This window comes from Microbacterium suaedae (assembly GCF_003254645.1).
GTDB classification, from domain to species: Bacteria; Actinomycetota; Actinomycetes; order Actinomycetales; family Microbacteriaceae; genus Microbacterium; species Microbacterium suaedae.
Genome location: NZ_PNFD01000002.1, coordinates 110,841 through 133,209, shown reverse-complemented (window position 1 = coordinate 133,209; position 22,369 = coordinate 110,841). Strand labels below are relative to the sequence as shown.

General features: G+C 67.2%; 27 protein-coding genes, 1 tRNA gene, 1 other RNA gene and 1 pseudogene. 10 read left to right on the top strand and 20 right to left on the bottom strand.

Annotated features, from left to right (window positions below; translation table 11 throughout):
• Window positions 1–8: 8 nt before the first annotated feature.
• The 3 genes from C0012_RS07185 to C0012_RS07175 all read right to left on the bottom strand — a co-directional run bounded on the left by C0012_RS07185 (window position 9) and on the right by C0012_RS07175 (window position 3,480).
• Entirely contained in the window at window positions 9–707 is a 699-nt protein-coding gene (locus tag C0012_RS07185) for an L-ribulose-5-phosphate 4-epimerase (protein WP_110589260.1), read from the bottom strand.
• A gap of 38 nt (window positions 708–745) precedes the next feature.
• Window positions 746–2,383: a xylulokinase gene (locus C0012_RS07180; protein ID WP_110589435.1), complete on the bottom strand. Its 1,638-nt coding sequence runs from the start codon at window positions 2,381–2,383 to the stop codon at window positions 746–748.
• 68 nt (window positions 2,384–2,451) lie between these two features.
• Window positions 2,452–3,480, bottom strand: coding sequence for a LacI family DNA-binding transcriptional regulator (locus tag C0012_RS07175; RefSeq protein ID WP_110589436.1), 1,029 nt, complete (start codon window positions 3,478–3,480; stop codon window positions 2,452–2,454).
• A gap of 142 nt (window positions 3,481–3,622) precedes the next feature.
• On the opposite strand from C0012_RS07175, the gene C0012_RS07170 reads away from it, so the two are divergent.
• The 3 genes from C0012_RS07170 to C0012_RS07160 all read left to right on the top strand — a co-directional run bounded on the left by C0012_RS07170 (window position 3,623) and on the right by C0012_RS07160 (window position 5,112).
• A tRNA-Lys gene (locus tag C0012_RS07170) sits at window positions 3,623–3,698 on the top strand.
• Between the two features lie 89 nt (window positions 3,699–3,787).
• Window positions 3,788–4,597 (top strand): inositol monophosphatase family protein, encoded by an 810-nt coding sequence (locus C0012_RS07165; protein ID WP_110589261.1) that lies wholly within the window; start codon window positions 3,788–3,790, stop codon window positions 4,595–4,597.
• Between the two features lie 23 nt (window positions 4,598–4,620).
• Window positions 4,621–5,112, top strand: coding sequence for a hypothetical protein (locus tag C0012_RS07160; protein ID WP_162621860.1), 492 nt, complete (start codon window positions 4,621–4,623; stop codon window positions 5,110–5,112).
• Between the two features lie 21 nt (window positions 5,113–5,133).
• Here C0012_RS07160 and C0012_RS07155 read toward each other — a convergent pair whose 3' ends face one another.
• Entirely contained in the window at window positions 5,134–5,976 is an 843-nt protein-coding gene (locus C0012_RS07155) for an IclR family transcriptional regulator (RefSeq protein WP_162621861.1), read from the bottom strand.
• Between the two features lie 125 nt (window positions 5,977–6,101).
• On the opposite strand from C0012_RS07155, the gene C0012_RS07150 reads away from it, so the two are divergent.
• Window positions 6,102–6,668, top strand: a complete 567-nt coding sequence (locus C0012_RS07150; RefSeq protein ID WP_110589437.1) for a DJ-1/PfpI family protein — start codon at window positions 6,102–6,104, stop codon at window positions 6,666–6,668.
• Window positions 6,669–6,716: 48 nt separating this feature from the next.
• Here C0012_RS07150 and C0012_RS07145 read toward each other — a convergent pair whose 3' ends face one another.
• The 11 genes and pseudogenes from C0012_RS07145 to C0012_RS07095 form a co-directional block, all read right to left on the bottom strand.
• Entirely contained in the window at window positions 6,717–7,337 is a 621-nt protein-coding gene (locus C0012_RS07145) for a response regulator (RefSeq protein WP_110589264.1), read from the bottom strand.
• Complete coding sequence (locus C0012_RS07140; RefSeq protein ID WP_110589265.1) at window positions 7,334–8,623, bottom strand: sensor histidine kinase; 1,290 nt, start codon at window positions 8,621–8,623, stop codon at window positions 7,334–7,336. Before C0012_RS07140 ends, C0012_RS07145 begins: the two co-directional genes overlap by 4 nt.
• A complete protein-coding gene (locus C0012_RS07135) occupies window positions 8,589–10,682 on the bottom strand; it encodes an MMPL family transporter (protein WP_232527859.1) in 2,094 nt (697 codons plus the stop codon). The genes C0012_RS07140 and C0012_RS07135 overlap by 35 nt, the downstream gene beginning before the upstream one ends.
• A gap of 243 nt (window positions 10,683–10,925) precedes the next feature.
• Window positions 10,926–11,295: a transfer-messenger RNA gene (gene ssrA / locus C0012_RS07130) on the bottom strand.
• Between the two features lie 187 nt (window positions 11,296–11,482).
• Window positions 11,483–11,854, bottom strand: coding sequence for a PPOX class F420-dependent oxidoreductase (locus C0012_RS07125; RefSeq protein ID WP_110589266.1), 372 nt, complete (start codon window positions 11,852–11,854; stop codon window positions 11,483–11,485).
• Window positions 11,855–11,945: 91 nt separating this feature from the next.
• Window positions 11,946–12,053, bottom strand: a pseudogene (locus tag C0012_RS15690) (DNA alkylation repair protein); the annotation flags it as partial.
• A gap of 50 nt (window positions 12,054–12,103) precedes the next feature.
• A complete protein-coding gene (locus tag C0012_RS07115; protein WP_110589267.1) occupies window positions 12,104–12,622 on the bottom strand; it encodes a GNAT family N-acetyltransferase in 519 nt (172 codons plus the stop codon).
• A gap of 9 nt (window positions 12,623–12,631) precedes the next feature.
• Window positions 12,632–14,152: a BCCT family transporter gene (locus C0012_RS07110; RefSeq protein WP_110589268.1), complete on the bottom strand. Its 1,521-nt coding sequence runs from the start codon at window positions 14,150–14,152 to the stop codon at window positions 12,632–12,634.
• A gap of 12 nt (window positions 14,153–14,164) precedes the next feature.
• Window positions 14,165–14,578, bottom strand: a complete 414-nt coding sequence (locus tag C0012_RS07105) for an SRPBCC family protein (protein WP_110589269.1) — start codon at window positions 14,576–14,578, stop codon at window positions 14,165–14,167.
• Window positions 14,575–15,240, bottom strand: a complete 666-nt coding sequence (locus C0012_RS07100) for a DUF6891 domain-containing protein (RefSeq protein WP_110589270.1) — start codon at window positions 15,238–15,240, stop codon at window positions 14,575–14,577. Before C0012_RS07100 ends, C0012_RS07105 begins: the two co-directional genes overlap by 4 nt.
• Window positions 15,241–15,316: 76 nt before the next feature.
• Complete coding sequence (locus C0012_RS07095; RefSeq protein ID WP_110589271.1) at window positions 15,317–15,682, bottom strand: hypothetical protein; 366 nt, start codon at window positions 15,680–15,682, stop codon at window positions 15,317–15,319.
• Between the two features lie 119 nt (window positions 15,683–15,801).
• Here C0012_RS07095 and C0012_RS07090 point away from each other — a divergent pair, with 119 nt between their 5' ends.
• The 3 genes from C0012_RS07090 (at window position 15,802) to C0012_RS07080 (ending at window position 17,988) form a co-directional block, all read left to right on the top strand.
• A complete protein-coding gene (locus C0012_RS07090; RefSeq protein ID WP_110589272.1) occupies window positions 15,802–16,008 on the top strand; it encodes a ferredoxin in 207 nt (68 codons plus the stop codon).
• A complete protein-coding gene (locus C0012_RS07085) occupies window positions 15,992–16,987 on the top strand; it encodes a diacylglycerol/lipid kinase family protein (protein WP_110589273.1) in 996 nt (331 codons plus the stop codon). The genes C0012_RS07090 and C0012_RS07085 overlap by 17 nt, the downstream gene beginning before the upstream one ends.
• A gap of 89 nt (window positions 16,988–17,076) precedes the next feature.
• Entirely contained in the window at window positions 17,077–17,988 is a 912-nt protein-coding gene (locus C0012_RS07080; protein WP_110589274.1) for a DUF808 domain-containing protein, read from the top strand.
• A 26-nt stretch (window positions 17,989–18,014) separates the two neighbouring features.
• Here C0012_RS07080 and C0012_RS07075 read toward each other — a convergent pair whose 3' ends face one another.
• The gene (locus C0012_RS07075; RefSeq protein ID WP_110589275.1) at window positions 18,015–18,479 is read right to left on the bottom strand and encodes an acetyltransferase; all 465 of its coding nucleotides are present in this window, start codon (window positions 18,477–18,479) and stop codon (window positions 18,015–18,017) included.
• Window positions 18,480–18,668: 189 nt separating this feature from the next.
• Between C0012_RS07075 and C0012_RS07070 the strand changes: the two genes are divergently transcribed.
• Window positions 18,669–18,887 carry a hypothetical protein gene (locus C0012_RS07070; protein WP_110589276.1) on the top strand — a complete coding sequence of 73 codons (219 nt, stop codon included), beginning with the start codon at window positions 18,669–18,671 and terminating at the stop codon, window positions 18,885–18,887.
• A gap of 65 nt (window positions 18,888–18,952) precedes the next feature.
• Here C0012_RS07070 and C0012_RS07065 read toward each other — a convergent pair whose 3' ends face one another.
• The 3 genes from C0012_RS07065 to C0012_RS07055 form a co-directional block, all read right to left on the bottom strand.
• A complete protein-coding gene (locus C0012_RS07065) occupies window positions 18,953–19,273 on the bottom strand; it encodes a DUF7716 domain-containing protein (protein WP_110589277.1) in 321 nt (106 codons plus the stop codon).
• A gap of 97 nt (window positions 19,274–19,370) precedes the next feature.
• Complete coding sequence (locus C0012_RS07060; RefSeq protein ID WP_162621862.1) at window positions 19,371–19,544, bottom strand: SMI1/KNR4 family protein; 174 nt, start codon at window positions 19,542–19,544, stop codon at window positions 19,371–19,373.
• A 175-nt stretch (window positions 19,545–19,719) separates the two neighbouring features.
• A complete protein-coding gene (locus tag C0012_RS07055) occupies window positions 19,720–20,805 on the bottom strand; it encodes a helix-turn-helix transcriptional regulator (RefSeq protein WP_232527822.1) in 1,086 nt (361 codons plus the stop codon).
• A 23-nt stretch (window positions 20,806–20,828) separates the two neighbouring features.
• Here C0012_RS07055 and C0012_RS07050 point away from each other — a divergent pair, with 23 nt between their 5' ends.
• Both C0012_RS07050 and C0012_RS07045 read left to right on the top strand, forming a co-directional pair.
• Entirely contained in the window at window positions 20,829–21,239 is a 411-nt protein-coding gene (locus C0012_RS07050; protein WP_110589279.1) for a VOC family protein, read from the top strand.
• A 15-nt stretch (window positions 21,240–21,254) separates the two neighbouring features.
• Window positions 21,255–21,713, top strand: coding sequence for a 3-keto-5-aminohexanoate cleavage protein (locus C0012_RS07045; RefSeq protein ID WP_198411092.1), 459 nt, complete (start codon window positions 21,255–21,257; stop codon window positions 21,711–21,713).
• A gap of 94 nt (window positions 21,714–21,807) precedes the next feature.
• On the opposite strand, the gene C0012_RS07040 is transcribed toward C0012_RS07045, so the two are convergent.
• Window positions 21,808–22,332 carry a winged helix-turn-helix transcriptional regulator gene (locus tag C0012_RS07040; protein WP_232527821.1) on the bottom strand — a complete coding sequence of 175 codons (525 nt, stop codon included), beginning with the start codon at window positions 22,330–22,332 and terminating at the stop codon, window positions 21,808–21,810.
• Window positions 22,333–22,369: the final 37 nt, after the last annotated feature.

Below are 22,369 nucleotides of genomic sequence, written 5' to 3'. Positions count from 1 at the left end.
TCGCGGCCTCACTGGCCGTAGACGTTCTGGTATCGGTCGTAGAGGGAGTCGACGGCCTCCTGCGGGATCGGCAGGGGCTCGCCGAGCTGGCGCGAGATATGCACCGTGCGCGCGACTTCCTCCAGCAGCACGGCCGTCTTCACCGCCGACTTCGCACTCGCGCCGATCGTGAACGGGCCATGGTTCTGCATGAGCACGGCCGTCGAGCGGTGACCCGACAGTGTCTCGACGATGCCCCGACCGATCGAGTCGTCGCCGATGATCGCGAAAGGCCCGACGGGAATCGGACCGCCGAACTCGTCGCCCATCATCGTCAGCACGCACGGAATCTCCTCGCCGCGCGCGGCCCACGCGGTCGCGTAGGTCGAGTGCGTGTGCACGACGCCATGCACATCGGGCATGTGACGGTACACGTACGCGTGCGCGGCCGTGTCGGACGAGGGATTGCGTGTGCCTTCGATCAGGGCGCCGTCGAGGTCGCAGACCACCATGGCGCCCGCGTCGAGTTCGTCATACTGCACGCCGGACGGCTTGATGACGAGCAGATCGGGATGACCGTCGACGCCGGGCACGCGCTCCGAGACGTTTCCGGCGGTCCAGACGACGAGCTCCCAGCGGGGCAGCTCGTCGTGAAGGCGCGCGACACGCGCCTTCGCGTCGTCGACCGCCTGTCGCATCGCGGCCGGCACCTGTGCGGGTGCGTTCATTCGTCCTCCTGGTGTGTGGGGTGTCGAGTTTCGGAAGCTCAGGGCATCGCCGTCACGGCGGCGCGCTCGATCGCGAGCCCCGCCGACCAGCGATCCAGATAGGCGGCGTGATCGGCGACGTCGTCCGGCTCAGGCGCGATCGTCGTCGTCTGGTCACCCGCGAAGATGTGCTCGTTCAGCCAGTCGGCCAGAACCGGCTGCTCGGAATCGGCGCACGCGCGGGTGTATGCGGCGAGGACCGCCATGCCCCAGGCCCCGCCTTCGCCGGCCGTCTCACCGACGGTCACGGGGGCGCCGAGCGCCTCGGCCAGCAGTCGCTGAGCGACGCCCGCGGTGCGGAAGACGCCGCCGTGCGCGCGCATGTCATCGATCGCGACGCCCTCGTCCGCGAGCGTGCGCATACCGAGGCTCAGGGTCGCGAAGGATCCACGCACCTGCGCGCGCATGAGTCCGCCGAGACTGAGCGTCGACGACGGCGTGCGGGCGATGACGGGGCGCCCCTCGTCGAGGCCGGCGATCGGCTCGCCCGACAGGTGGTTGTACGCCAGCAGGCCGTCGTCGGCACCGCGCTCGAGAGCGCCCGAAAGGAGAGCCGTGAAGACCTCGTCCGCAGAGGCCTCGGCGCCCAGGGCGCGGGCGAACTCGCGGAAGACGCCGGCCCACTCCCCGATCTCGCTCGCGCCATTGTTGCAGTGCACCATCGCGACGGGATCCCCCGCCGGGGTCGTGACGATGTCGATCTCCTCGTGGCGCGATCCGAGCGGGCGCTCGAGCACGACCATGCTGAAGATGCTCGTGCCGGCGCTCACATTGCCGGTGCGGGGCGTGACCGCGTTCGTCGCGACCATGCCCGTGCCCGCATCGCCCTCGGGCGGTCCGGCCACCGCGCCAGACGCGAGCGTCCCCGACGGATCGAGCAGGCGCGCACCGTCATCCGACAGTCGCCCGGCGGCCTCACCCGCGCGGCGCACGCGCGGGAGCAGATCGGCGAGGCGCAGATGCGCGGCGCCGGCGCCGTGGATCAGCCCGTCGGCGACGGCGAGCATGCCCGCGTCGTAGTCGCCCGTCTCGGGGTCGATCGGGAACATCCCCGACGCGTCGCCGACACCGAGGATCCGCTCCCCCGTCAGCAGCTCGTGCACGTATCCCGCGAGGGTCGTGACGCGGTCCACGCGCGCAACGTGCTCTTCCCCGTCGAGAACCGCTTGATGCAGATGCGCGACCGACCACCGCAGCGGGATGTTCACCTCGAGTGCGTCCGAGAGCGCGGCCGCGGCGCGCGCGGTGTTGACGTTGCGCCAGGTGCGGAACGGAACGAGCAGCTTTCCTTCGGCGTCGAACGCGAGATAGCCGTGCATCATCGCCGAGACGCCGATCGCGCCGACGCGGTCGAGTGAGACGCTGAAGCGACGTTCGACGTCGGCCGCGAGGTCCGCGTAGGCGGCGCGGAGCCCGTCGTGCACTGCGTCCAGCGGATAGGTCCACAGCCCGTTCTCGAGCGAGTTCTCCCACTCATGACCACCGGCGGCGATCACCTCGCCCCCGAGCGTCGTCAGACAGGCCTTGATCCGTGTCGATCCGAGCTCGATCCCGAGCGCCGTGTCGCCCCCTCGGATCGCCTCGCGTGCATCGTCCGTGTGCAGCTGCTCCACCGTCGGCTCCGTCCTTCGTCGCATCGTCGCTGTGCGCCCGACGTAGGGCGCCCTCGACATGTTAGCGCTCACACATCCGAGACGGAACCCGGTTATCCCCTCGGAGGCACCGTGCTCTCGCGGACGACGACCTCGGGTTCGATCGTCGCACCATCCGACGCTTCGGCACCGTCCCACGCCTCGATCAACCCGCGCACCGCAGCGGCACCGAGACGCGCGAAGGGCTGCCGCACCGTCGTGAGCGACGGCACGAGGAACCCACTTCCGTCGATGTCATCGAAGCCCGCGATGGAGACATCCTCCGGAACGCGGATCCCCCGCTCCCACAGCGCGCGCGTCGCCCCGAGCGCGAGATAGTCGTTTCCCGCGAACACCGCTGTGATCCGGCCGCGCCCCACATCCTCCGCGAGACGAACACCGACCTCGTACCCGTGCCGCGCACTCCATCCCTGGGCGGGGACGATCGTGCCCTGCACTCCCGCACGATCGATCGCATCTGAGAATCCGCGCGAGCGCTCGATCGCATCGAACCACCCGGTCGGCCCCTCGATATGCGCGATGCGCTCGTGCCCAAGATCCGCAAGATGCGTCGTCGCGCGCACGGATCCGGCACGCTGATCCACCGCGACGTAGCGCACGGGCGAATCTTCGGGAGCGTCGCGTCGCGCCGCCACGACGACGACCGGGATCCGCGGGGACACTTCGTCTACGAGGCGCGCGACATCGACGAGCGGCGCCACGACGACGATCCCATCGACGCCCTGCGTGATGAGCTGGTCGAGGACGGCCGCCGCCGCCCCAGGCTCCCGAGAGTCCAGGGCCGCGATCGACACGAAGTAACCGCCTGCGCGCGCCGCCTCCTCGATCGCGAGCACCGTGCTCGCCGGACCGTAGTGCGTCGTGCCGGTCGTGACGATGCCGACCGTCGCACTGCGACTCGTCGCGAGCGTGCGCGCCGCCTGATTCGGGCGATACCCGAGGGCACGGATCGCGGCGAGCACGCGCTCTCGGGTGTCGTCGCGCACATAGGCGTGCCCGTTGAGCACGCGCGAGACGGTCTGGTGGGACACGCCCGCCTCGGCGGCGACGTCCGCCATCGACGGCGGCCTGGTTCTCGGCATGGCCTTCAGGGTAGCGACCCCCGATCCATCCAGCGTGCGCTCAGACACGCCGAGAAGCCACCGCCGATTGGCGAGCATGGCGAGAAGTGAGTAATGTAATTCCTCGGTTCACGACGCAGGAAATCACCTCGATCGGGAACATGCGCCTTTAGCTCAGTCGGTAGAGCAACTGACTCTTAATCAGTGGGTCCAGGGTTCGAGCCCCTGAGGGCGCACCAGCAGAGAAGGTCCGGAGAATCCTCCGGACCTTCTCTTGTTTCCGCTGAGCGTTTACGGTCGCGCTCCTGCGCTCCGATAACCTGGCGTGATGGTCTTCCCTGCTGCCGGTGCACCGTCCCTCGCCGACGATCTCGCCTTCGCGCTGCGTCTGGCCGATGCGGCCGACGGCGAGACGATGCCCCGGTTCGATGCGGCGGACCTCGAGGTGAGCCGCAAGGCCGACCGATCGCACGTCACGGAAGCCGATCTCGCATCCGAGCGGGCGATCCGCACTCTTATCGAGGCCGAACGCCCGGGCGATGCGATCTTCGGCGAGGAGTTCGGCGCGACCGCTTCGGCATCGCGGCGGTGGATCCTCGACCCGATCGACGGGACGGCCAACTTCCTCCGCGGCGTCCCTGCATGGGGAACGATGATCGCCCTCGAAGTCGATGGATCCATCACGCTCGGCGTCGTCAGCATGCCGGCGTTCGGCCGGCGCTGGTGGGCGGCGAACGGGCTCGGAGCCTGGACCGATACCGACGACGGCCCGCGTCGCATCGCGGTGTCCGACGTGGCGGCGCTCGACGATGCTTCCCTCAGCTTCCAATCGATCGCGCAGTGGCGCGACGCCGGGCACCTCGATGCGCTCCTCACGCTCCAGGAGCGCGTGTGGCGCGATCGCGCCTACGGCGACGTCTGGTCGTACATGCTCCTCGCCGAAGGACGCCTCGAGATCGTCGGCGAGTTCGACGTGAAGGAGTACGACGTCGCCGCCGCGGCCGCCATCGTGCGTGAGGCTGGCGGGCGATTCACCTCGTTCGAGGGATCCGACGCCCTCGACACCCTCTCGGCCCTCGCCACCAACGGTGCCCTGCACGACGAGGTCCTCCGCGTCCTCGCCTCGGAGTCCCCATGACAGCGACTCGGTTCACTGCCGGCATGGCTGCGCTTGCTGCCCTTCTCACGCTCACGGCCTGCAGCGGAGGCACTCGACCGGCGCCTGAAGAGGAACCCGCCGCCGAAGAGACGCCTACTTCGATGACATGCGAGACGATCCTCCGCCCCTCGTTCTCGGAAGAGCTGGCATCGCTCGGCTGGACCGCGAGATCCGAGACCTTCCGCGTCGGCGAACACGAGTTGGCAGACGGCATCCAGTGCGTCTGGGGCGACTACGAGCACGGGACCGACATCGCGCAGATGTACGGCTGGGCTCCCGTCTCGGCCGAACAATCAACCGAGCTGCAGCAGTACCTCGAGGACAACGGCTGGCTGCGCGAGGAGCAGGACGAGTACGTGTACCTCACCGAGAACCCGGAGATCGTGCACTACCTCGACGAGGGCGAATACGGCATGACCTACCAATTCGCCACGGGCTGGGTCGCCCTCGCCGATACGAAGCAGGGACTGGATCTCGTCACCTGGCGCGGGTGAGACCGGCCGAGGCATCGACGGCTACGACTGCTGGGCTGGCTCGCGCCTCGGCGTGCCCGACGACGCCGACACGCGCCACGCCGCACGGCGCGCGATCCTCTCGAGCTCGTGCGCGTGCGAGGCGAACCGGTCGACTGAGGCCGACAGGGAGACCGCGCCAATCGTCCGGCCGGAGCGGGAGCGCACAGGAGCCGCGATGCACGCGAGCTTCGGCATGTACTCCTCGACTTCGACGGCGATCTGCAGCGCCCGGACCTCGTCGAGCTGCTCGGTCAGCTGCGCGATCCCCGTGACAGAGCGCGCAGACGCCGCCGGTGCGCCGTGCCGCTCGAGGAAGCGGCGCACGCCCGTATCATCGCGGTCGGCGAGCATGATCTTGCCGAAGGCCGTCACATGCGCGACGTCGGCGAATCCGACGTGCAGCTGCCGGATCCGTGGGAACGCCGTGGAATCAGCGACGTGGACGACCGCGATGTCGTCCCCGCGGAACATCGTCAGGTAGACGGGCGTGCGGGCGTCGTCGCGTACGGCGGCGAGGATGTCCCGGATCCGGGGCGTGACGACGAGGTGCGCGCGCACGGCGCGACCAAGTTCGTCCACCCTGCGGCCGAGCACGTATTGTGCGTCCGCCGTACGCGTCACGTAGTCGCGTTCCTGCAGGCTCGCGAGGAGCCGGTACACGGTCGCCTGCGACAGAACCAGGCATTGCGCGAGACCCGATGCCGTGATCCCCTCGGGCGCCGCGGCGACGGCGTCGAGCATACGCAATGCGCGCTCAGCCGACCGGATCCCGCCCCGCTCGGTGGGCGTGCCTGAAGCATCGATGCCCGCAGCGTCGCGGGCCTCCCGACTGTGGGTGGACACGTCGCCATCATATGCACCGCGGCGACACACGTGCGCTGCGGATTCGCGCATGGTGAGAACGACGCTGGCGGCGAGAGAGCGCAGTGCCGGAGGCTGGAGTGAACACCCCAGCGAAAGGAACGATGATGTCGAAGAAGATCCTCATCCTCACCGGCGATGCCGCCGAGACACTCGAAGTCTTCTACCCGTACCACCGGCTGCAGGAGGCGGGCCACGAGGTGCACATCGGCGCCCCCGTCAAGCGCACGCTTCAGTTCGTCGTCCACGACTTCGTGGATGGATTCGGCACCTACACCGAGAAGCCGGGGCACGCGTGGGAGGCCGACATCGCGTTCGCCGACGTCGACCCCGCCGGCTACGACGCGATCGTCGTTCCCGGCGGGCGAGCTCCCGAGTACATCCGCAACGACGAGGACGCCAAGCGCATCGTGCGGCACTTCTTCGAACGGAACGCTCCCGTCGCCGCGCTCTGCCACGGTCCCCTGCTTCTGGCGGCCGCCGGGGTACTCACGGGCCGCACCTCGTCGGCGTATCCCGAGCTGGCCGTCGATGTCGAGACCGCCGGTGGCATCTTCGAGAACGGTGGCGCCGTCGTCGACGGAAACCTCGTGACGGGCCGCGCATGGCCCGACAACGGCGTGTGGATGAAGGCATTCCTCGAGGTGCTGGAGGACCGCGCACCGAAGGGGTGATCGTGGCGCGCTCGAGACGCCAAGTGAGGGCGGTGAGATCTGCGCGGGTCAGATGAGACCGGTTTCCTGGGCGAGGTGGACCGCGCGAGAACGGCTGTCGACGTCGAACTTGGTGAAGATGTGCGCAATGTGGCTCTTGACCGTCGCCTCAGTGACGAATAGGGCACGGGCGATGTCCTTGTTCGCCGCTCCCGTGGCCATGTGGCGCAGCACCTCAACCTCGCGGGATGTGAGTCTCGGAAGTGGGTTTCGCAATCCGTTGAGGACGCGGGTGGCAAGGTCGGGAGCGAGGAACGTCTCACCCTTCGCAGCGCGGAGAATGCCGTCGACGATCACGTCCGGGGCGACGTCCTTGAGAAGGTATCCAGAGGCACCGGCTTCGATCGCACCGAGGATCTCCGCGTCGCGGTCGAAGGTGGTCAGAACGAGCACAGCCGGAGCCGGATCCAGGGCGCGCAGCGCTGCGGTTGTCTGAATGCCGTCGATACCGGCCCCAAGACGCAGATCGCACAGCACGACGTCGGGGTGCAGATGGTCGGCGAGGACAACAGCCTCCTCACCGGTCGCGGCTTCGCCGACGACGTGCACGGTGTCGACCTCGAGGACGGCACGGAGTCCGCTGCGGACCACAGGGTGGTCGTCGACCAGAAGCACGGTCGTCGGGGTCATGACGTCTCCTGCCTTTTCGGCTCGGTATCGGCGAACGGTGCGTCGGGACGAATCGGAAGGTGGATCGAGATCGCGGTCTCTTCCCCCGGCGTGCTTTCGACGTCGAGTCCGCCTCCGAGCTCGCGCAGCCGTGCTCGCATGAAACGCAGTCCGAAACTCGATGGCTCAGCTCCCGGCCCCGTGGCCCTCTCCCAGGCGGAGACGTCGAAGCCGGTGCCGTCGTCGATGATGTCGAGCCTGACGGCGGTGTCGGCGTCGACCAGGCTCATCACGACCCGGCTCGCATCGGCGTGGACCCGGACGTTCGCAAGCGCAGACTGGGCGGTGCGCAGCAGCGCGACCTCGATCTCGGTTGCCAGAGCTGGGAGCCCCTCGTCAACGTGCAGCTCGGCATGTATTCCGGCCTCATCGCGGGCGCGGTCGAGCATGCGACGGAGCGCTGCCGCGAGGGCGTCGTCCTCGAGCTCGGCGGGGACGAGCGCGGCGACGATTCGGCGCACATCGGCGAGGCTGTCGCTCGCCAGGGTCTCGATCTGTTCAAGAGTGCGCGCGGCAACGGGATCCGTGGTGCGTCCGACACCGGCATGCGCGACAAGACGGATCGATGAGACCGCCTGGGCGATCGTGTCGTGGATGTCACGGGAGATACGGGTGCGCTCTGCGACAGCACCGGACTGTCGTTGGGCGTGTGCGAGCTCGTCCTGGAGTTCGGCCATCTCGCCCTGCGCCTGTCTGAGAGAAGCGACCAGTCGTTCGCGTTCGGCCGCTTCCCGGAGAAGCTGGAGATAGCCGCGGGAGATCCCGAACGCGAAGATCCCACCGATCAGCGGACCGAACACGTTCGCATAGCTCGTGGTGCCGTGGTGCAGGATCGGCGCGACGATGACTCCGAGCAAGACGATCCCGGAGAACAGCAGACCCGACACGACGGGGAGCAGGTGCCCGGCGAGGAGCCAGAGCAGGAATGCGATCCACACGAACTCCGCGGACACCGAGACCGCTGCGATCCATACCACTGCGAACCCGATCAGCCACCACACGACGATCTGCCGGGAACGGGTGCGGGACGGCAGGATCGTACCGACCGTGTGCCAGGCGAGGATCGCGAGTCCCGCGATGATCGCCGCCGGTACCGGAGTGCCGTCGCCAATGGCGCGGATGACACCGACCAGGGTGAGAACGGCGGCAATGAGGTGCTGGCCGATCTCCATGGCCCGCACGGTGGGGCCGGCGGCTGCCGGCCCCACCGTGTCAGCTCGCGTCAACGGCGCGTTCACGAGGTTCATGCGTCAATTCTCCCTGGCGCGGCTTTCCGGGCCACCAGATGCGGTCGCCGACGAGAGCGAAGATCGCCGGCAAAATCACCGTGCGAACGACCAGAGTGTCGACGATCACCCCCAATCCGACGATCAAGCCGAGCTGTCCGAGGGTGACCAGTGGCAGCACGCCGAGCGCGGCGAACACGGCTGCAAGCACGATACCCGCGCTCGTGATCACGCTGCCCGTGTGGGAGATGGCCTGGACCATCCCCTCCCGCGTTCCACGAGCCGCGGCCTCGGCTCGGGCACGGTGGACGAGGAAGATCGTGTAGTCGATGCCAAGCGCGACGAGGAACAGGAACGCCAGGAGCGGCACCTGCAGATCGAGTGCGTGCTGGTCGAACAAGACTCGACTCAGCCATGAACCTGCGCCGATTGCGGCGACCGCGCTGGCGAGGTTCACCAAGAGCAACAGAACCGGAGCGACGATCGAGCGCAACAGGATCAGGAGCACCAGGAAGCTCACCGCGAGCACCAGCGGAGCGACCAACCACAGATCGTGCTGATTCCCTGCGCGTGCGTCGAAGTCCGTGGCGACCGCACCGCCCACGACCGCATCCGCACCCGGCACATCGTGCACCACGTCACGCAGTTCCGTGATCTGAGTGAGGCTGTCTTCGGTGCTCGGCGCATACTCACTCGTCACCATGATCTTCGTGAGCGACTCATCATCCGTGATGCCAGCCGGGTGGGCGCGGACCACGCCCTCCACGTCGTTCACTGCGGCGACTACGGAGTCGGCCTCCGCGCTGTTCGCGACGATGAAGATCGGCTGCGCCTCACCGGGCGGGAAATGATCTGCCAGGACTTCCAGTCCCGTCGCGGACTCCGACTGCACCCGGAACTTCTCGAACTGGTCGAGCCCGACCGAGGTCCCGAACAGGCCTGCCGTCATCACCGCGAGCAGAGCGGTGCCAGCGAGGAGACTCGCGACCGGGCCCTTCACGACACCAGACGCAATCTTCCGCCATGCGCGACCCTGCCCCCGCGTATCGCCTGGGCGGGGCACGAACGGCCAGAACACCTTCCGCCCACACACCGCCAAGAGAGGCGGTAGCAGGAACAGCACCGCGGCAAGCGCGATCAACAAGCCGATCGCCGAGGAGATCCCGAGTCCGTGGGTGCCGGGGATCACGGCGAGCACGAGCGTGAACAGGGCCACCACAACGGTGACATTCGACGCCAGGATCGCAGGAACGGTCTTCCGCCACGCGAGACTGAGCGCCTGCCTGTGGTCCTCCGTCGACTGGAGTTCTTCCCGGTAGCGGGAAATCAGCAGGAGGGCGTAGTTGGTGCCCGCGCCGAAGACGAGAACGCTGACGATCCCCGCGTCGAACTGCAGATCCCAGGCTGCGCCTGCCGCGGCGGTCAGACGGCCGGCGAGGCCATCCGCGAGGCCGACGGTGGCCAGCGGGATCAGCCACAGTACGGGAGACCGGTAGGTGAGGATGAGAAGGATCGCGACGATCAGGATGGTCACGAGCAGCAAGGTAAAATCCGCACCTTCGAAAGCGGCCGCAACGTCCGCACCGAACACAGGACCACCGGTCACCTGCAGCGTCATCCCTGCTGGCGTGTTGTCGGCGATATCCGAGCGCAGCGCCTTGATGACCGTTGCCGTATCGGTGTTCGTCTCGCCGACGCGAATCGGCGTGACCAGCACGGCAGCTTCCCCGTCCTCGCTGATCATCGGCCCAGACACATCCGCATCTGCGTGGGCGTTGAGCACCGGCAGCAGACCTTCAAGCTCCTCAGCATCTTCAACAGCAAGCGGTTCACCGTCGTCGCGCGAAGCGACGACGAGCACGGACTGACGATCTGCGTTCGGGAACTGCGCCATCAGCTCACTCGCTCGCGCCGACTCGGAACCTGCAGGTGCCTGATCGTTCCCGGATGGCGCCTCCGCCGCCGCGAAGACACCGAAGAGAGCCACCATGATCAGCACCACCAGACCGAGCGAGACCCACGCGCCACCGCGCGACGTCAACCGATCCGAGAAGGGACTGCGAACGCGAAGATCTGCCATGCTGTCAACTCCACCAGGCACGGCCCGCGCGGACATCGCGAACGATGTTGAATCGAATCTCAACCTTTTGGATGATGCAACACCGCTGTGTCGACGGCGCAACCAAGCCGACGACACAAACCTCACCGCCAGGCTTAAACAGGCCGACCCCAGAAACGAATTGAGGACCCACCCAGACGGGCAGGTCCTCAACTCGTACAACGTGCGTAAGCGGTACATCCTGCACTTTTCACAAGAGCAAGTTGGTGGAGCTGGGGGGAATCGAACCCCCGTCCAGCACTGGTTCACTGGGGTTTCTCCGGGCGCAGTCTGTGGAGGCGTTCTGCTCGGCTCCGACCTTCAGCACAGACACATAGGTCGACGAGCCCAGTCGAGGAAAAGTCCCGTAACGCGTCTCGACGCCACGTCACAGCAAGATCCCTAGATGACGCCAGGGTCCGTGTCGGGATCAGCCACGGTCTGACGGACTATCGGGCTCGCTTACGCAGCGAGGGCGAAGTCAGTGCGCTTGGAGTTGGCACTTATTGGTTTGCAGGGGGCGTTCACGAGATAACCCTGCGTCCTCGGCCCGCTTCCCTCAGATCAGCAGACGCTGTCGAAACCGATCAGCCCCGTGGTGATCCTTCCGAGGAAGGGAACCGCTATTCGCACGCTGTGGAGTTGCCATCGCGCGGAGACCACGCGATCGATCGGGATGTTCCCGAGCACTTCAGACTACAACGCCGGCACCGTCCCGTCCATTCCCGCACGAGACGATCGTCGGCCGACCACTCGTGCTCGCTGATCCGGAGCGTCTCTCGTCACGCGTCGCGGATCAGCAGCGCGACGCGCTCGTCCTTGCCGCGGTTCTCCCACCCCGTGATGACGGGGCCGAGCAGGCGGTACTTCTTCGCGATGCGGCGGCGCACATCGGCCGCGACCTCGCCGCCCTCAATTTTGACCGACACCTCGATCGCGGGCCCCGTCGGCGTGCCGCGCAGCGAGCAGGGCGAGAGCGTCGCGCGCGGCTGCCGGCGCAGGCGCTTCACCTTCCCCGAATCGCCACTCGTCCACGCGGCGGCACCCTCTCCGTCCGGAACGACCCACAGCGCGGTCGCGACCGCCGCACCGTTCTTGCGGAAGGTGGTGAGGAGAACGTATTTCTCACTCGCGAGATCCTGAGCTGTCGTCACGCCGCGAGCGTACGGCCGACGCGGGCCGATCCGCCACGAATCCCGACGAGACTTCACGGGATGGTCACCCGCGCGACGCACGGGCCCGCGATCAGGCCTTCTGCCACGACACGATCTCCCGGATCCAGGTCGGTCCGTACGGTGAGGTGCAGTTCGGCGGCGTCGGATAGTCCTCGAGCACACGCAGCCGCTCGCAGATCGCGCAACCCTCTTCGTGCTCTCCTCCGCGACGGGACTGTAGTCCGGTGATCAGGCGAGTGGGATCCAGTAGCGGCGCATGAGCGTCTCGCCATGTGCGCGCCGATCCTCGAGGACACCCCCATTCTTCTCGACCGTCCGGGCCGAGGCGACGTTGTCGTCGCGGCAGGTGACGAGCACGCGGTCATAGCCGCGTTCGCGGGCCATATCGAGTGTGCGCGCGAGCGCCCACGTTGCGAGGCCGCGACGACGCGCGGACGGGCGGATGCCGTAACCGATGTGTCCGCCGAAGTTCTCGAGGTACTCCGTCAATTCGTGTCGGAACGAGATCGCGCCGAGGTATTCGTCGCCCTCGACGATCCACCGGTAGGTGTCGGTCACGAGCCCGGGGCGTCGGGGCGTCCGCTCGCTCGCGACGAGCTCCGCCACGTACGTCGCGAATCCGTCGGCGCTCAGAACATCATCGTCGCCGTGAATGCCGGCACCGTCCTGAGTGGCTCCGTCCCACTCGCGGTGCGACGCGAGGAAAGACTGGTGGAAGCGGACGTCCGGGACGAGAAGCTCTGGCATGCGGACACGCTACTGGATGCCATCGCGTCGCCGATCGCGCCAGAGCATCATGGCGGTCGAGATCGCGAGCGCCACGAGGATCAGCGTGAAGGGTGCCGCCGCGATGACCGCCGCGCCGCGCAGATCCTCGGCTCCCCCGGCGAGCAGGAGCACTGCGGCGAAGGCCGCCGCGAATGACCACATGAGGCGCACGGGCTTCGGGGGTTTCAGGCTGCCTCCCGTCGTCGTGCTGCCGAGCATGAACGATGCCGAATCGGCTGAGGTAATGAACAGCAGCGCGAGTACGGGAACAAGGATCGCGAGCGCGAGGCCTGTGAGCGGGAGCGTGTCGAACACCGCGAGGGTCGCGACAGACTTGGTCTCCCCCGCGATTTCCGCCACGTCGACGGCGCCCGTGAGCTCCCGCTCCAGCGACGTCCCACCGAACGCCGAGAACCAGGCGAAGCTCACGAGGCTCGGCGCGAGCACGACTCCGGCGACGATGTCGCGGATGGTCCGGCCGCGAGAGATGCGGGCGATGAACGTGCCGACGAAGGGTGCCCACCCGATCCACCAGGCCCAGAAGAAGTAGATCCAGGCCCCGGTCCACGGATCCGCAGGCCCCGCGGTCGCGAGACTCATCGGTACGAGATTCACGGCGAAGTCCGCCACGCCTTGTCCGAGCGTCGATACGATCGCGCCGGTCGGGCCGAGCACGAAAACGAGCAGGAGCAGCACGCCGCAGAGGGCGACGTTCACGAGGCTCAGCACCCGGATGCCTCGCCCGAGCCCCGTCATGGCGGAGACCGTCGCGAAGGTCATGAGGAAGGCGATGATCGCGATCTTGACGAGATACGAATCCGGCACGCCGAAGCGGTCCGCCATACCCGCGTTCAACTCCCCCGTACCGAGGCCGAGCGACGTGGCGACGCCGAACAGGATCGCGAACACGGCCGCGATATCGACGAGTGTGCCGAGCCAGCCGTCGGCGAGACGCCCGAGCAGTGGGGGCAGAGCCTGGCTGACGAGCATGCCGCGCCCACGGTTGAATCCGGCGTAGCCGATCGCGATCGCGACGACGGCGTAGATCCCCCACGCGTGCGGCCCCCAGAACATCATCGAATACCGCATGCCGGCGCGCGCGGCCTCGATGGATCCGGGGCTGCTCGCGCCGTGCGGCGGATCGGCGAGGTGGATCAGCGGCTCGGCAGCGCCCCAGAACAGGAAGCTCAGCCCGACTCCCGCGCTCAAGAGCATCGCGAACCACGAGACGAAGCCGAACTCGGGCTTCTCGTCCGGCCCGCCCAGGCGCGTGCGCCCGACCGGGAGCACCGCGATCACGACGACGAACACGAGCAGGGCCGTCACCGCAATCGGGTAGGCCGGACCGAAGGATCCGACGACAACGTCGCGGACTGCGGAGAGAGACGCCGACAGCTGATCCGGGAGCGCGAGCCCCGAGACGACGAATGCGATCGACAGCGCGAGCGAGACGTAGAAGACCGCCCCGAGACGTCCCCGGGAACCGGAATCGGTCGCTTGCGCGGTCATCGCGGCCGATCTCTAGGGACGCCCGCCCTCGAGGATCCGCCGGAGCCGTTCGAGGTCTTCCTCGACGAGGCGGCAGTCGCGCGCGAACTCGTCATCCGTCAGCTCGATCTGCCGCACCGTGAACACGACCTCGGCGCCATCTGGATGCGCGACGACGCGCAGCGGGTTGTCGACGGTCGTCCCCGACGGCAGAGTGACGGCATGGTCGAGGACACCATAGGGGTTCCTCGGAACGAATCGCACCGTCACCTCGCCCATCGGCGACTGCGCGACGAGCTCATCACCGCGCACCTTCACATCGGCGCGGGCGAGCCCCGCCGCCCAGCGCGGCAGGTTCTCAGGATCTGCCGCAAAGTCGTAGACGGCGTCGGGCGAGGTCGCGATGACAACGCTGACGTGTCGCGAGACGACGCCTGGTCCGCTCACGGCAGCCCCGCGACGAACTGCACGTTCTCAAGGACGACACGGCGTTCCCAGTCGCCGTCCCAGAGAGCCTCGACTCCCTCGGCGCGCGCCGCCGCAACGAGCTCCCCCGACACGGCCTCGCAGGCCGTTCGGTACTCGTCGGCGTCGATCTCGCGTCGTCCGAGCAGTCCGTGGGGTCGGGGCTCGACGAATCCCTCTGTGCCCACATGCGCCTCGCCGGGTTCGAGCGCAAGCTCCACGGCCTGCGACTCGGTGAGGAAGACCGCACCCCGCATACCCTCGGCGCGGAACGGCTCGAGCGCGTCGACCGCCCCGTCATCCGATTCTGTCTGAAGCGTCCACGCCGCGGCGATGCCTTTCTCGCGCAGTCGTTTCGCGATGCGGTCAAGCGGCCACCCTTCATCAGACCAGGCCTCTTGCTGTGCGCGGCGCGCATCCCACAGCGCCGTAGCGAGATCTTCGAAGGCCGACGACTCCGGCGCGGATGGGATCACCTCCGACGACGCGAGCGAGTGCAGTGCCGTCGCGAGCGACTCAGCGGTATCGCCTTCTCGGGGTACGAGCAGACGCGGCCAGATGCCGTCAACCGTCGCCTCACCGAACGCGTCGACGGCATCCCGCCCGTCCGGAAGGGTGATCGCGGGACGTGCGTTGGGATCCATGGCGCGAGCGTATCAGCGCGATCGCGCGACGGGTATGGGCCGCGGAGACGATGCCCGCTGGCCCGACGAGCGCCGCTCAGCCGCAGAACGCCGAGACGGAATCCTTCGCCTGCTCGATCGCCCGGACGGTCTCGGGCGACTGCAGATCCGTCGACTCGGCGAGACGCTCGGCGTTGGTGCGGATGACGCCGCCGATCTCGCCGCCGACGTCGTCGGCGAGATCCTCGAGCGTCGACACGAGGCCATCACGCGCCTCCGTGATCTGTGCCTCCGTCGCATCTCCCTGATCGAGCAGGGTCTCGTACTGCGCGTAGGCGTCGTCGAAGGTCGTGCAGATCTTCTCGACCGGCACGCCGACGGCCTCGCCCGCGAACTGAGTGACCTGCGAGCAGCCGGCGAGGAGCCCCACGGCGAGGATCGGGATGATGGCGAATCGGCGCATGCGACGAGGGTAGCCGCGGATCCTGACGGCGCCGAGGCGATGACTGAGACAAACACCGCCCCACCCGGCCACGGTTGCGGAATAATCGTCGGCACGCCGCACAGTTCTGGGGAGGGCTCATGAAGGTGACCATCGATCCATCGACCTGCATCGCGTCCGAGAACTGCAGCAGGATCGCGCCGCGCGTATTCGCGAATCGCGACGAGGACGACGGCTTCGTCAGCGTCCTGGATCCGCACCCGCCGCGCTCGGAGTGGGCGGCCGTGCGCGAGGCCCGAGACCTCTGCCCATCGGCAACGATCTCTGTCGATGACGACTCCGCGTAGCCTCTCGGGAACGCGGGCGCCGACCGCGGCAATCGTCTACAACCCGGTGAGGACGCGACTCGACCGGGTCCGCGACGCGGTCCGCGCGCAGGAAGGCCTGCACGGCTGGGATCCCTCCCGCTGGTATGAGACGGACCAAGACGACCTCGGAGCAAGCGCGGCGGCGGCCGCCCTCGCCGACAAACCGGACGTCGTCCTCGTCGCGGGCGGAGACGGCACCGTGCGGGCGGTCGCCGAGACGCTTCTCGCGAGCGGGACACCTCTCGCCCTGCTGCCATTGGGCACGGGCAACCTCCTCGCCCGCAATCTGCGCCTGCCGCTGAACGACATCGAAGGATCCGTCGCCGCCGCCTTCGCGGGCAGGATCCGCGAGGTCGACGTCGCGATCGCCGAGCTGGAGAACGAGAACGGCGAGCGGCACACCCACACATTCCTCGTGATGGCCGGCATCGGACTGGACGCCGAGATGGCGGAGAAGACGAGCGGGCAGGCGAAGGACCGGCTCGGCTGGTTCGCATACGTCGCCCCGATCGCGCGCTCCGTGATCGCCAATCGCCTCTTCCACCTCGACTATCGCATCGACGAAGGTCGCGCCCGCTCGGCCCAGGCGCACACTGTGATCGTCGGAAACTGCGGCACGCTCACCGGAAATATGCTCCTCATCCCGGGGGCCGAGGTCGACGACGGTCGCCTCGACGTGGTGATGATGCGTCCGAAGGGCCCATTCGGCTGGGCGCAGATCGGAACCCGGCTGACGATCCAGGGAGTCGCCCATCGCTCCCGCTTCGGCAGGCACCTGCTCCGGCACGCCCCCGATATCCAGTCGCTCGCCTACGCGCAGGGCGGCCGCTTCGAGGCGCATTTCCGAACCCCGCACAGCATCGAGCTCGATGGCGACAGCTTCGGCCTCGTCTCTCGCGCGCGCATCACGATCCGTCCTCGCGCGCTCCGGATCCGGGTCGGCGGCGTCAGACACTGACCTGCGGTCCGACTGAGGCAGAATGCCTTGAGAGGCGTGTGCCCCGCGACGCGGGTGCGCCGCACCGCTCAACTCTCACAGGGGGATCCATGTCCGTCGGACTGCTCGCCGTCGTCGACGACATCCTGAGCGCCGCCGTCAAGGCGTCGTCGAAGGCAGCCGGTGTCGTGATCGACGACGCCGCCGTGACGCCGCAATACGTGCGCGGGCTCTCCCCTGCGCGCGAGCTGCCGGTCGTGATGAAGATCGCGCTCGGATCGATCCTCAACAAATTCGTGATCATCATCCCGGCCGCGCTGCTGCTGACGGCGTTCGCGCCTTGGGTGCTGCCGTATCTGCTGATCCTCGGCGGCTCGTATCTCTGTTTCGAGGGCGCCGAGAAGGTGCTCGAGTGGTTCGGATTCCATCACGGGCACGTCGATGAGGGCGCACGCGACGAGAAGAAGCTCGTCGCGGGAGCCATTCGCACCGACCTCATCCTGTCCACCGAGATCATGCTGATCTCCCTGTCGAATCTCGATACGAGCCGCGGCACCTGGATGACGCTCGGCGCGCTCGCCGTGATCGCGCTCATCATGACGGGCATCGTGTACGGAGCCGTGGCGATCCTCGTCAAGATCGATGATGTCGGCCTGAAGATGGCGAAGGACGACGATCAGCGGGTGCGCCATATGGGCGCCCGCATCGCCCGGTCGATGCCCGCCGTATTCCGCGTGATCAGCGTCATCGGCACCGTCGCCATGCTCTGGGTGGGCGGCCATCTCGTGCTCGTCAACCTCGGCGAGGTGGGGCTGACGTTCTTCAGCGATCTCCTCCACGGCGTCGAACACGCGCTGGAACCGGCCGGAGTCGTCGTCGCTTGGCTCGGCGGCACGCTCCTATCTGCCGTCGCGGGTCTTGCTGAAGGACTCGTGATCGTCGGCGCCGTCTTGCTCATCGGGCGGGCCTTCGGCAAGCGCCCGAGCTTCACGGAGGGCGGCGAGACGCCGGTACGCGCCTGACGTCGCCGGGAGACGGCGGGAGCGGATCAGCGGCCCCCGTCCCCGGCAACAAGATCCATGTGCAGGATCGGATACGGAAGACCGTCGCTGTCCAGCGGGCTCCGTTTGACGACAGCGAAACCCGCTCGCTCGTAGAATCCCACGGCCTGGCCGTTCTCTTCATTGACGTCTACCGCTGTCACGCCCTCGGCGACCAGGGCGTGCTGCAGCAGCTCGGAACCGACGCCGCTGCCACGGTGATCAGCGTCGACGAACAATATCTCGAGTTTGCCGTCGGCCGTCCCCGCAAAACCGACCGGAGTTCCGTAACGTTCCGCGACCACGATCTTCACATGCGGCAGGTACTCGGCTTCGAGCTTCGCCTCGATCGCATCCCGATGCTCACGAGCGAGGAAATCGTGTGTGGCATCGACGGAGGTGCGCCATACCTGCACGAGTCGCGGATACTCCCCCTGACCTCTGACCGGCCGGATCACAAGATCGTCTGTCATGTGGACGATCGTACGCAGCCCCTGAACCCGGGAAACGCACTCCATGCCGGTGGCGGATGGCGCGGCGCGAATCCGCCATCCTTCCCCGAGCTGAGCATCCGTGCCCGGATCCTCGCCAGCGGCAGCCTGAACCTCTGGACACGATCCAAGGATGACTCCACCTCGCTTTGACACGGAGCACGATCGGTCTTGGCCGAGCTCGAGCGCGCATACCAGCCATACGAGGCGTCATACCGATCCATCTGGGACGCTGGCGACGGCTCGCTGGGGCACCTGATCATCCGCCGGCTTAACGATCACGAGGTCATCGCCGAGATCCCCGCGACAGATGACGACGAAGCCCGGCGGCTGATCGATGGCTTCGACTGGGGTAGTCGGTCGCCCGTCATCGAACGTCACGGGCGATGAAAGAGCGAGATCCACGCGGAAAGAGAAAGACTCTCTCGCTCAGCGCTCACCAGGAGGGCCATCATTCAGCGGCCCCACACGATGAATGCGTCTCGACCCAAATAGTGCTGCAGCGCGAGGAGGAGGTCAGCGGTCGTCGCCTCCGGCCTCTGCGCTCGCGCGTTGGCAACGATGCTCTGCACGTCATCGACCCCGAGAACATACTCGTAGCCGAGTGCACTCGCCTCCGCGGGAAGATCTGTGGCGTCGTCTGCGACGTCGTCCACATCCCACACCAGAACCGGCAATTCTCCGTCGTCGAGCCGACGGCCCGCGGGCGCGTACAGTGCGTGGGTCCACGGCAGTTCATCCGCTCTCCACAATGCTTCGCCGAGGAGCATCTTCATGGCGACAGTATCGCTCACGCAGGCCGGCGAAGTTCCCCGCGAGTCGATTCGCGATTCCTGAAAACGCACGCGGAGCAGATGGACGTCATCCCGCGCCTCACTCTGTCAAGCAGGTGCCGATCGCGAGGAACTCGTCGAGGAAGTCCGCGCTGAGTTCCATGCTCTCCGCGTCCATGGCCCCCATGCCCACCTCATAGATGCAGCGATCCGCGAGGTTCAGCAGGATCGCAGTCCCTCCGCCGTCGTCGCCGATCATAAGGGAGCTGGGCAAGCACACCTGCACCCCGTAGACGGTGTTGCGCCGCACGACCCCTCGGCGGCGATTATCGCCTTGGATGGCGTGCGAATGCGCGAAAACACGCTGCGAGCAGTGACCGCGGTTACAGCGTTTTCCGCTGTCTTTACCTCGCCAGGAACTATCTGCGCGCTCCGCTGACTCATGTGACTCATGGCCCGATCGGCCTCATGCCGTCGTCCGCCGCGCGCAGCATCCTCGCCGCCGCGGACCTGACGCGATCTCGGAGCTCGTCCGGCCCCTCGATCGTCACCTCGCAGTCGAGTGCCTGGATCACCGACGGCAACCAGTCGAGGCTCTCAGCATGGATCTCTGCCCTATACCAGGGCAGACCCCACCCGTCCGTCCCGACCTCACCGCTGTGCAACCGCTCGAGCCGGGCCACGCTTCGCGGCAGGTGGATCCGGATGCGATCCTCGGTTGTTCGGATGCGCAGCAACACGTGCCACCGATACGGGGCATCGGCGAGCAGTTCAAGCAGGTGCCCCTCGATATCCGGGCGGAGCGGAGGAGCAAAGGTCTCGCGCAGAGCGCGGGCCGATCGCACTCGGTCGACCCGAAACGTCCGCTCTTCTTGCTGGTCCGTATCGAAGGCGACGAGATACCACCGACCCGAGTGCGCCACCAGGCCGTATGGATGGACCGAACGCCTGGATGAGACACCCGCGCGGCTGACGTAGCGCAGGTCGAGTCCCTGTCGAAGCGCGACGGCCTCCGCCAAGGTCAGCATCACGGCAGGGTCGGGAGGAGTGTCGCCGTCCTGGGAAGTACGCGCCATCACCCCGAGAAGGGCATCGACCCGCTCCGCGTCAGCGCTCGGCAGCGCTCGTTTGATCTTCGACAGGGCGGTCTGCGCGGCGATCTCGGGCTCGCGCGATGCCGCCTGCGCGCGGGCGAATCCGAGATAGACAGCGACGGCCTCCTCGGCGCTGAACATGAGTGGGAGAACACGCTGCCCGGACGCGAGCCGGTAGCCGCCATAGCGCCCCCTCAGTGTTTCCACGGGCAGCCCCAGACCAACCAGCCGCGCCATATCTCTGCGGATAGTCCGCTCGTCGACGCCGAGGCGTTCTGCCAGCTCGGCAACAGTGCGCTGCTGCGCGGACTGCAGGAGCTCGAGCACTCGCAGCGCTCGAGCGGTCGTGTCAGCCATAAGACCCATTGTCACCCTCATACAGGACAGTTTTTGCCCGGTATAAGTCGTACCGTGATGCCCGTGTCCGAGTCCGTCGGCCACATCAGCGACTGAAGGAGAAGGGCATGCAGCTCGCAGCCACCCGATTCATCACCGACGACGTCGACGCACTCGTCACGTTCTACGAGACGGCCACCGGCATCACCGCTGAGCGGCTTCACCCGATGTTTGCGGAACTTCGCACACCATCGGGCACACTCGCCATCGCGAGCTCCGCCACGGTCCCGCTCCTCGGAGACAATGCCGCCGAGGCTCGAGCAAATCGCAGCGTCACCCTGGACTTCCTCGTCAACGACGTCGACGCAACCTACAGGGGCCTTCAAGGCGTCGTCGACGTGTTCGTCAATGCGCCGACCGACATGCCCTGGGGAAACCGCTCGCTCCTCGTGCGGGATCCGGACAGCAATCTCATCAACTTCTTCACTCCGACCAGTGAGGCAGCCCAGACCCGATTCGCGGAGGAGACGCGCGGCTAGCACGAGACGCCCGACGTGCCACACGTCGAACTGGTCCTCCACGGTGTTCCGGCACGTAGGGGCATCCGAAGCAACGGCGAGACCGCTCGTCAGTCGGACCTCTGTGCCACCATCTTCGGGATGATCCTGAAGGCATGTCTGAACGGCGCTCGGTTGCCGAGCGAGCACCCCTCACTGCCGACAACCCCGTCTGAGCTTGCGGCCAACGCTGTGGCGGCAGGTGCCGCCGGTGCCGAGGCGGTCCACGTACACGTCAAGGATGCCGCCGGGATCGACACGCTCGCGGCGGAACCACTGGCTGAGACTCTGGCGGCGATTCGCCGCGCGGCTCGACGTGGCCTTTCGACGCGGATAGGGCTCGAGGACACCATACTGCTGCCTGACGGCCAACCGACTCCCGATAACCGCGCCCTCATCGAAGCAGCTAGGAACATCATCCAGAGCGAGGTGGAGTCGACGCGAGGGAGGACATAGGCGTCATCGACGTACCCGAGGCCACCGAGAAATCGAAGCGGAACCCCACCGAGTTCCGGCGCATGGAGACATCTGCAGCGGTAACCCGCCCCAGCTACCCATGCGCTGATACGACGCGCTCGTACGCAGCAGTCAGCTCAGCCAGGACGCCATCCTTGGAAAAGATGCCGCCCCGCAGATGCACCTCGCGGAGCTCGCTCATGAATCTCGACCAGAGTTCGGGCCCTCCGTCTGCCAGCAGTTCCGCGCGAACGGCCAGCTCTGCAGAGGTGGGCAACCAGCGAGCACCCCAGTCGCCAAGCTGCGCCATCACCGGCACCAGCTGAATCGCCGGTTCGGTGAGGCGGTACTCGACCTTCTGGCGATGACTCGGATCGCCATGTCGCGTGAGCAGACCGACGTCCGACATGCGCTTGAGCCTGCTCGCCAACACGTTGGAGGCAATCCGCTCCTCGGAATGATGCAGCAGCTCCCGGAAACGCCGACGGTCGCCGAACATGATGTCGCGCAGCACGACCAGACTCCAGCGGTCGCCCAGCAGTTCAACCGTCATGTTGATCGGACACCCAGAGCGACCGCGTTCAACTTGCAGCTTCTCCACGCCATCTGGTTGCAACACGCAATCAGTCTACGTAGCCTGAAACTGCTCCTACAAT

Bases quoted from the DNA above. Each gene is read 5' to 3' on its own strand.
- C0012_RS07185 (WP_110589260.1), bottom strand. From the start codon at position 707: ATGAACGCACCCGCACAGGTGCCGGCCGCGATGCGACAGGCGGTCGAC.
- C0012_RS07180 (WP_110589435.1), bottom strand. From the start codon at position 2,383: ATGCGACGAAGGACGGAGCCGACGGTGGAGCAGCTGCACACGGACGAT.
- C0012_RS07175 (WP_110589436.1), bottom strand. From the start codon at position 3,480: ATGCCGAGAACCAGGCCGCCGTCGATGGCGGACGTCGCCGCCGAGGCG.
- C0012_RS07165 (WP_110589261.1), top strand. From the start codon at position 3,788: ATGGTCTTCCCTGCTGCCGGTGCACCGTCCCTCGCCGACGATCTCGCC.
- C0012_RS07160 (WP_162621860.1), top strand. From the start codon at position 4,621: ATGGCTGCGCTTGCTGCCCTTCTCACGCTCACGGCCTGCAGCGGAGGC.
- C0012_RS07150 (WP_110589437.1), top strand. From the start codon at position 6,102: ATGTCGAAGAAGATCCTCATCCTCACCGGCGATGCCGCCGAGACACTC.
- C0012_RS07145 (WP_110589264.1), bottom strand. From the start codon at position 7,337: ATGACCCCGACGACCGTGCTTCTGGTCGACGACCACCCTGTGGTCCGC.
- C0012_RS07140 (WP_110589265.1), bottom strand. From the start codon at position 8,623: ATGAACCTCGTGAACGCGCCGTTGACGCGAGCTGACACGGTGGGGCCG.
- C0012_RS07135 (WP_232527859.1), bottom strand. From the start codon at position 10,682: ATGGCAGATCTTCGCGTTCGCAGTCCCTTCTCGGATCGGTTGACGTCG.
- C0012_RS07115 (WP_110589267.1), bottom strand. From the start codon at position 12,622: ATGCCAGAGCTTCTCGTCCCGGACGTCCGCTTCCACCAGTCTTTCCTC.
- C0012_RS07110 (WP_110589268.1), bottom strand. From the start codon at position 14,152: ATGACCGCGCAAGCGACCGATTCCGGTTCCCGGGGACGTCTCGGGGCG.
- C0012_RS07100 (WP_110589270.1), bottom strand. From the start codon at position 15,240: ATGGATCCCAACGCACGTCCCGCGATCACCCTTCCGGACGGGCGGGAT.
- C0012_RS07095 (WP_110589271.1), bottom strand. From the start codon at position 15,682: ATGCGCCGATTCGCCATCATCCCGATCCTCGCCGTGGGGCTCCTCGCC.
- C0012_RS07090 (WP_110589272.1), top strand. From the start codon at position 15,802: ATGAAGGTGACCATCGATCCATCGACCTGCATCGCGTCCGAGAACTGC.
- C0012_RS07085 (WP_110589273.1), top strand. From the start codon at position 15,992: ATGACGACTCCGCGTAGCCTCTCGGGAACGCGGGCGCCGACCGCGGCA.
- C0012_RS07080 (WP_110589274.1), top strand. From the start codon at position 17,077: ATGTCCGTCGGACTGCTCGCCGTCGTCGACGACATCCTGAGCGCCGCC.
- C0012_RS07075 (WP_110589275.1), bottom strand. From the start codon at position 18,479: ATGACAGACGATCTTGTGATCCGGCCGGTCAGAGGTCAGGGGGAGTAT.
- C0012_RS07065 (WP_110589277.1), bottom strand. From the start codon at position 19,273: ATGAAGATGCTCCTCGGCGAAGCATTGTGGAGAGCGGATGAACTGCCG.
- C0012_RS07050 (WP_110589279.1), top strand. From the start codon at position 20,829: ATGCAGCTCGCAGCCACCCGATTCATCACCGACGACGTCGACGCACTC.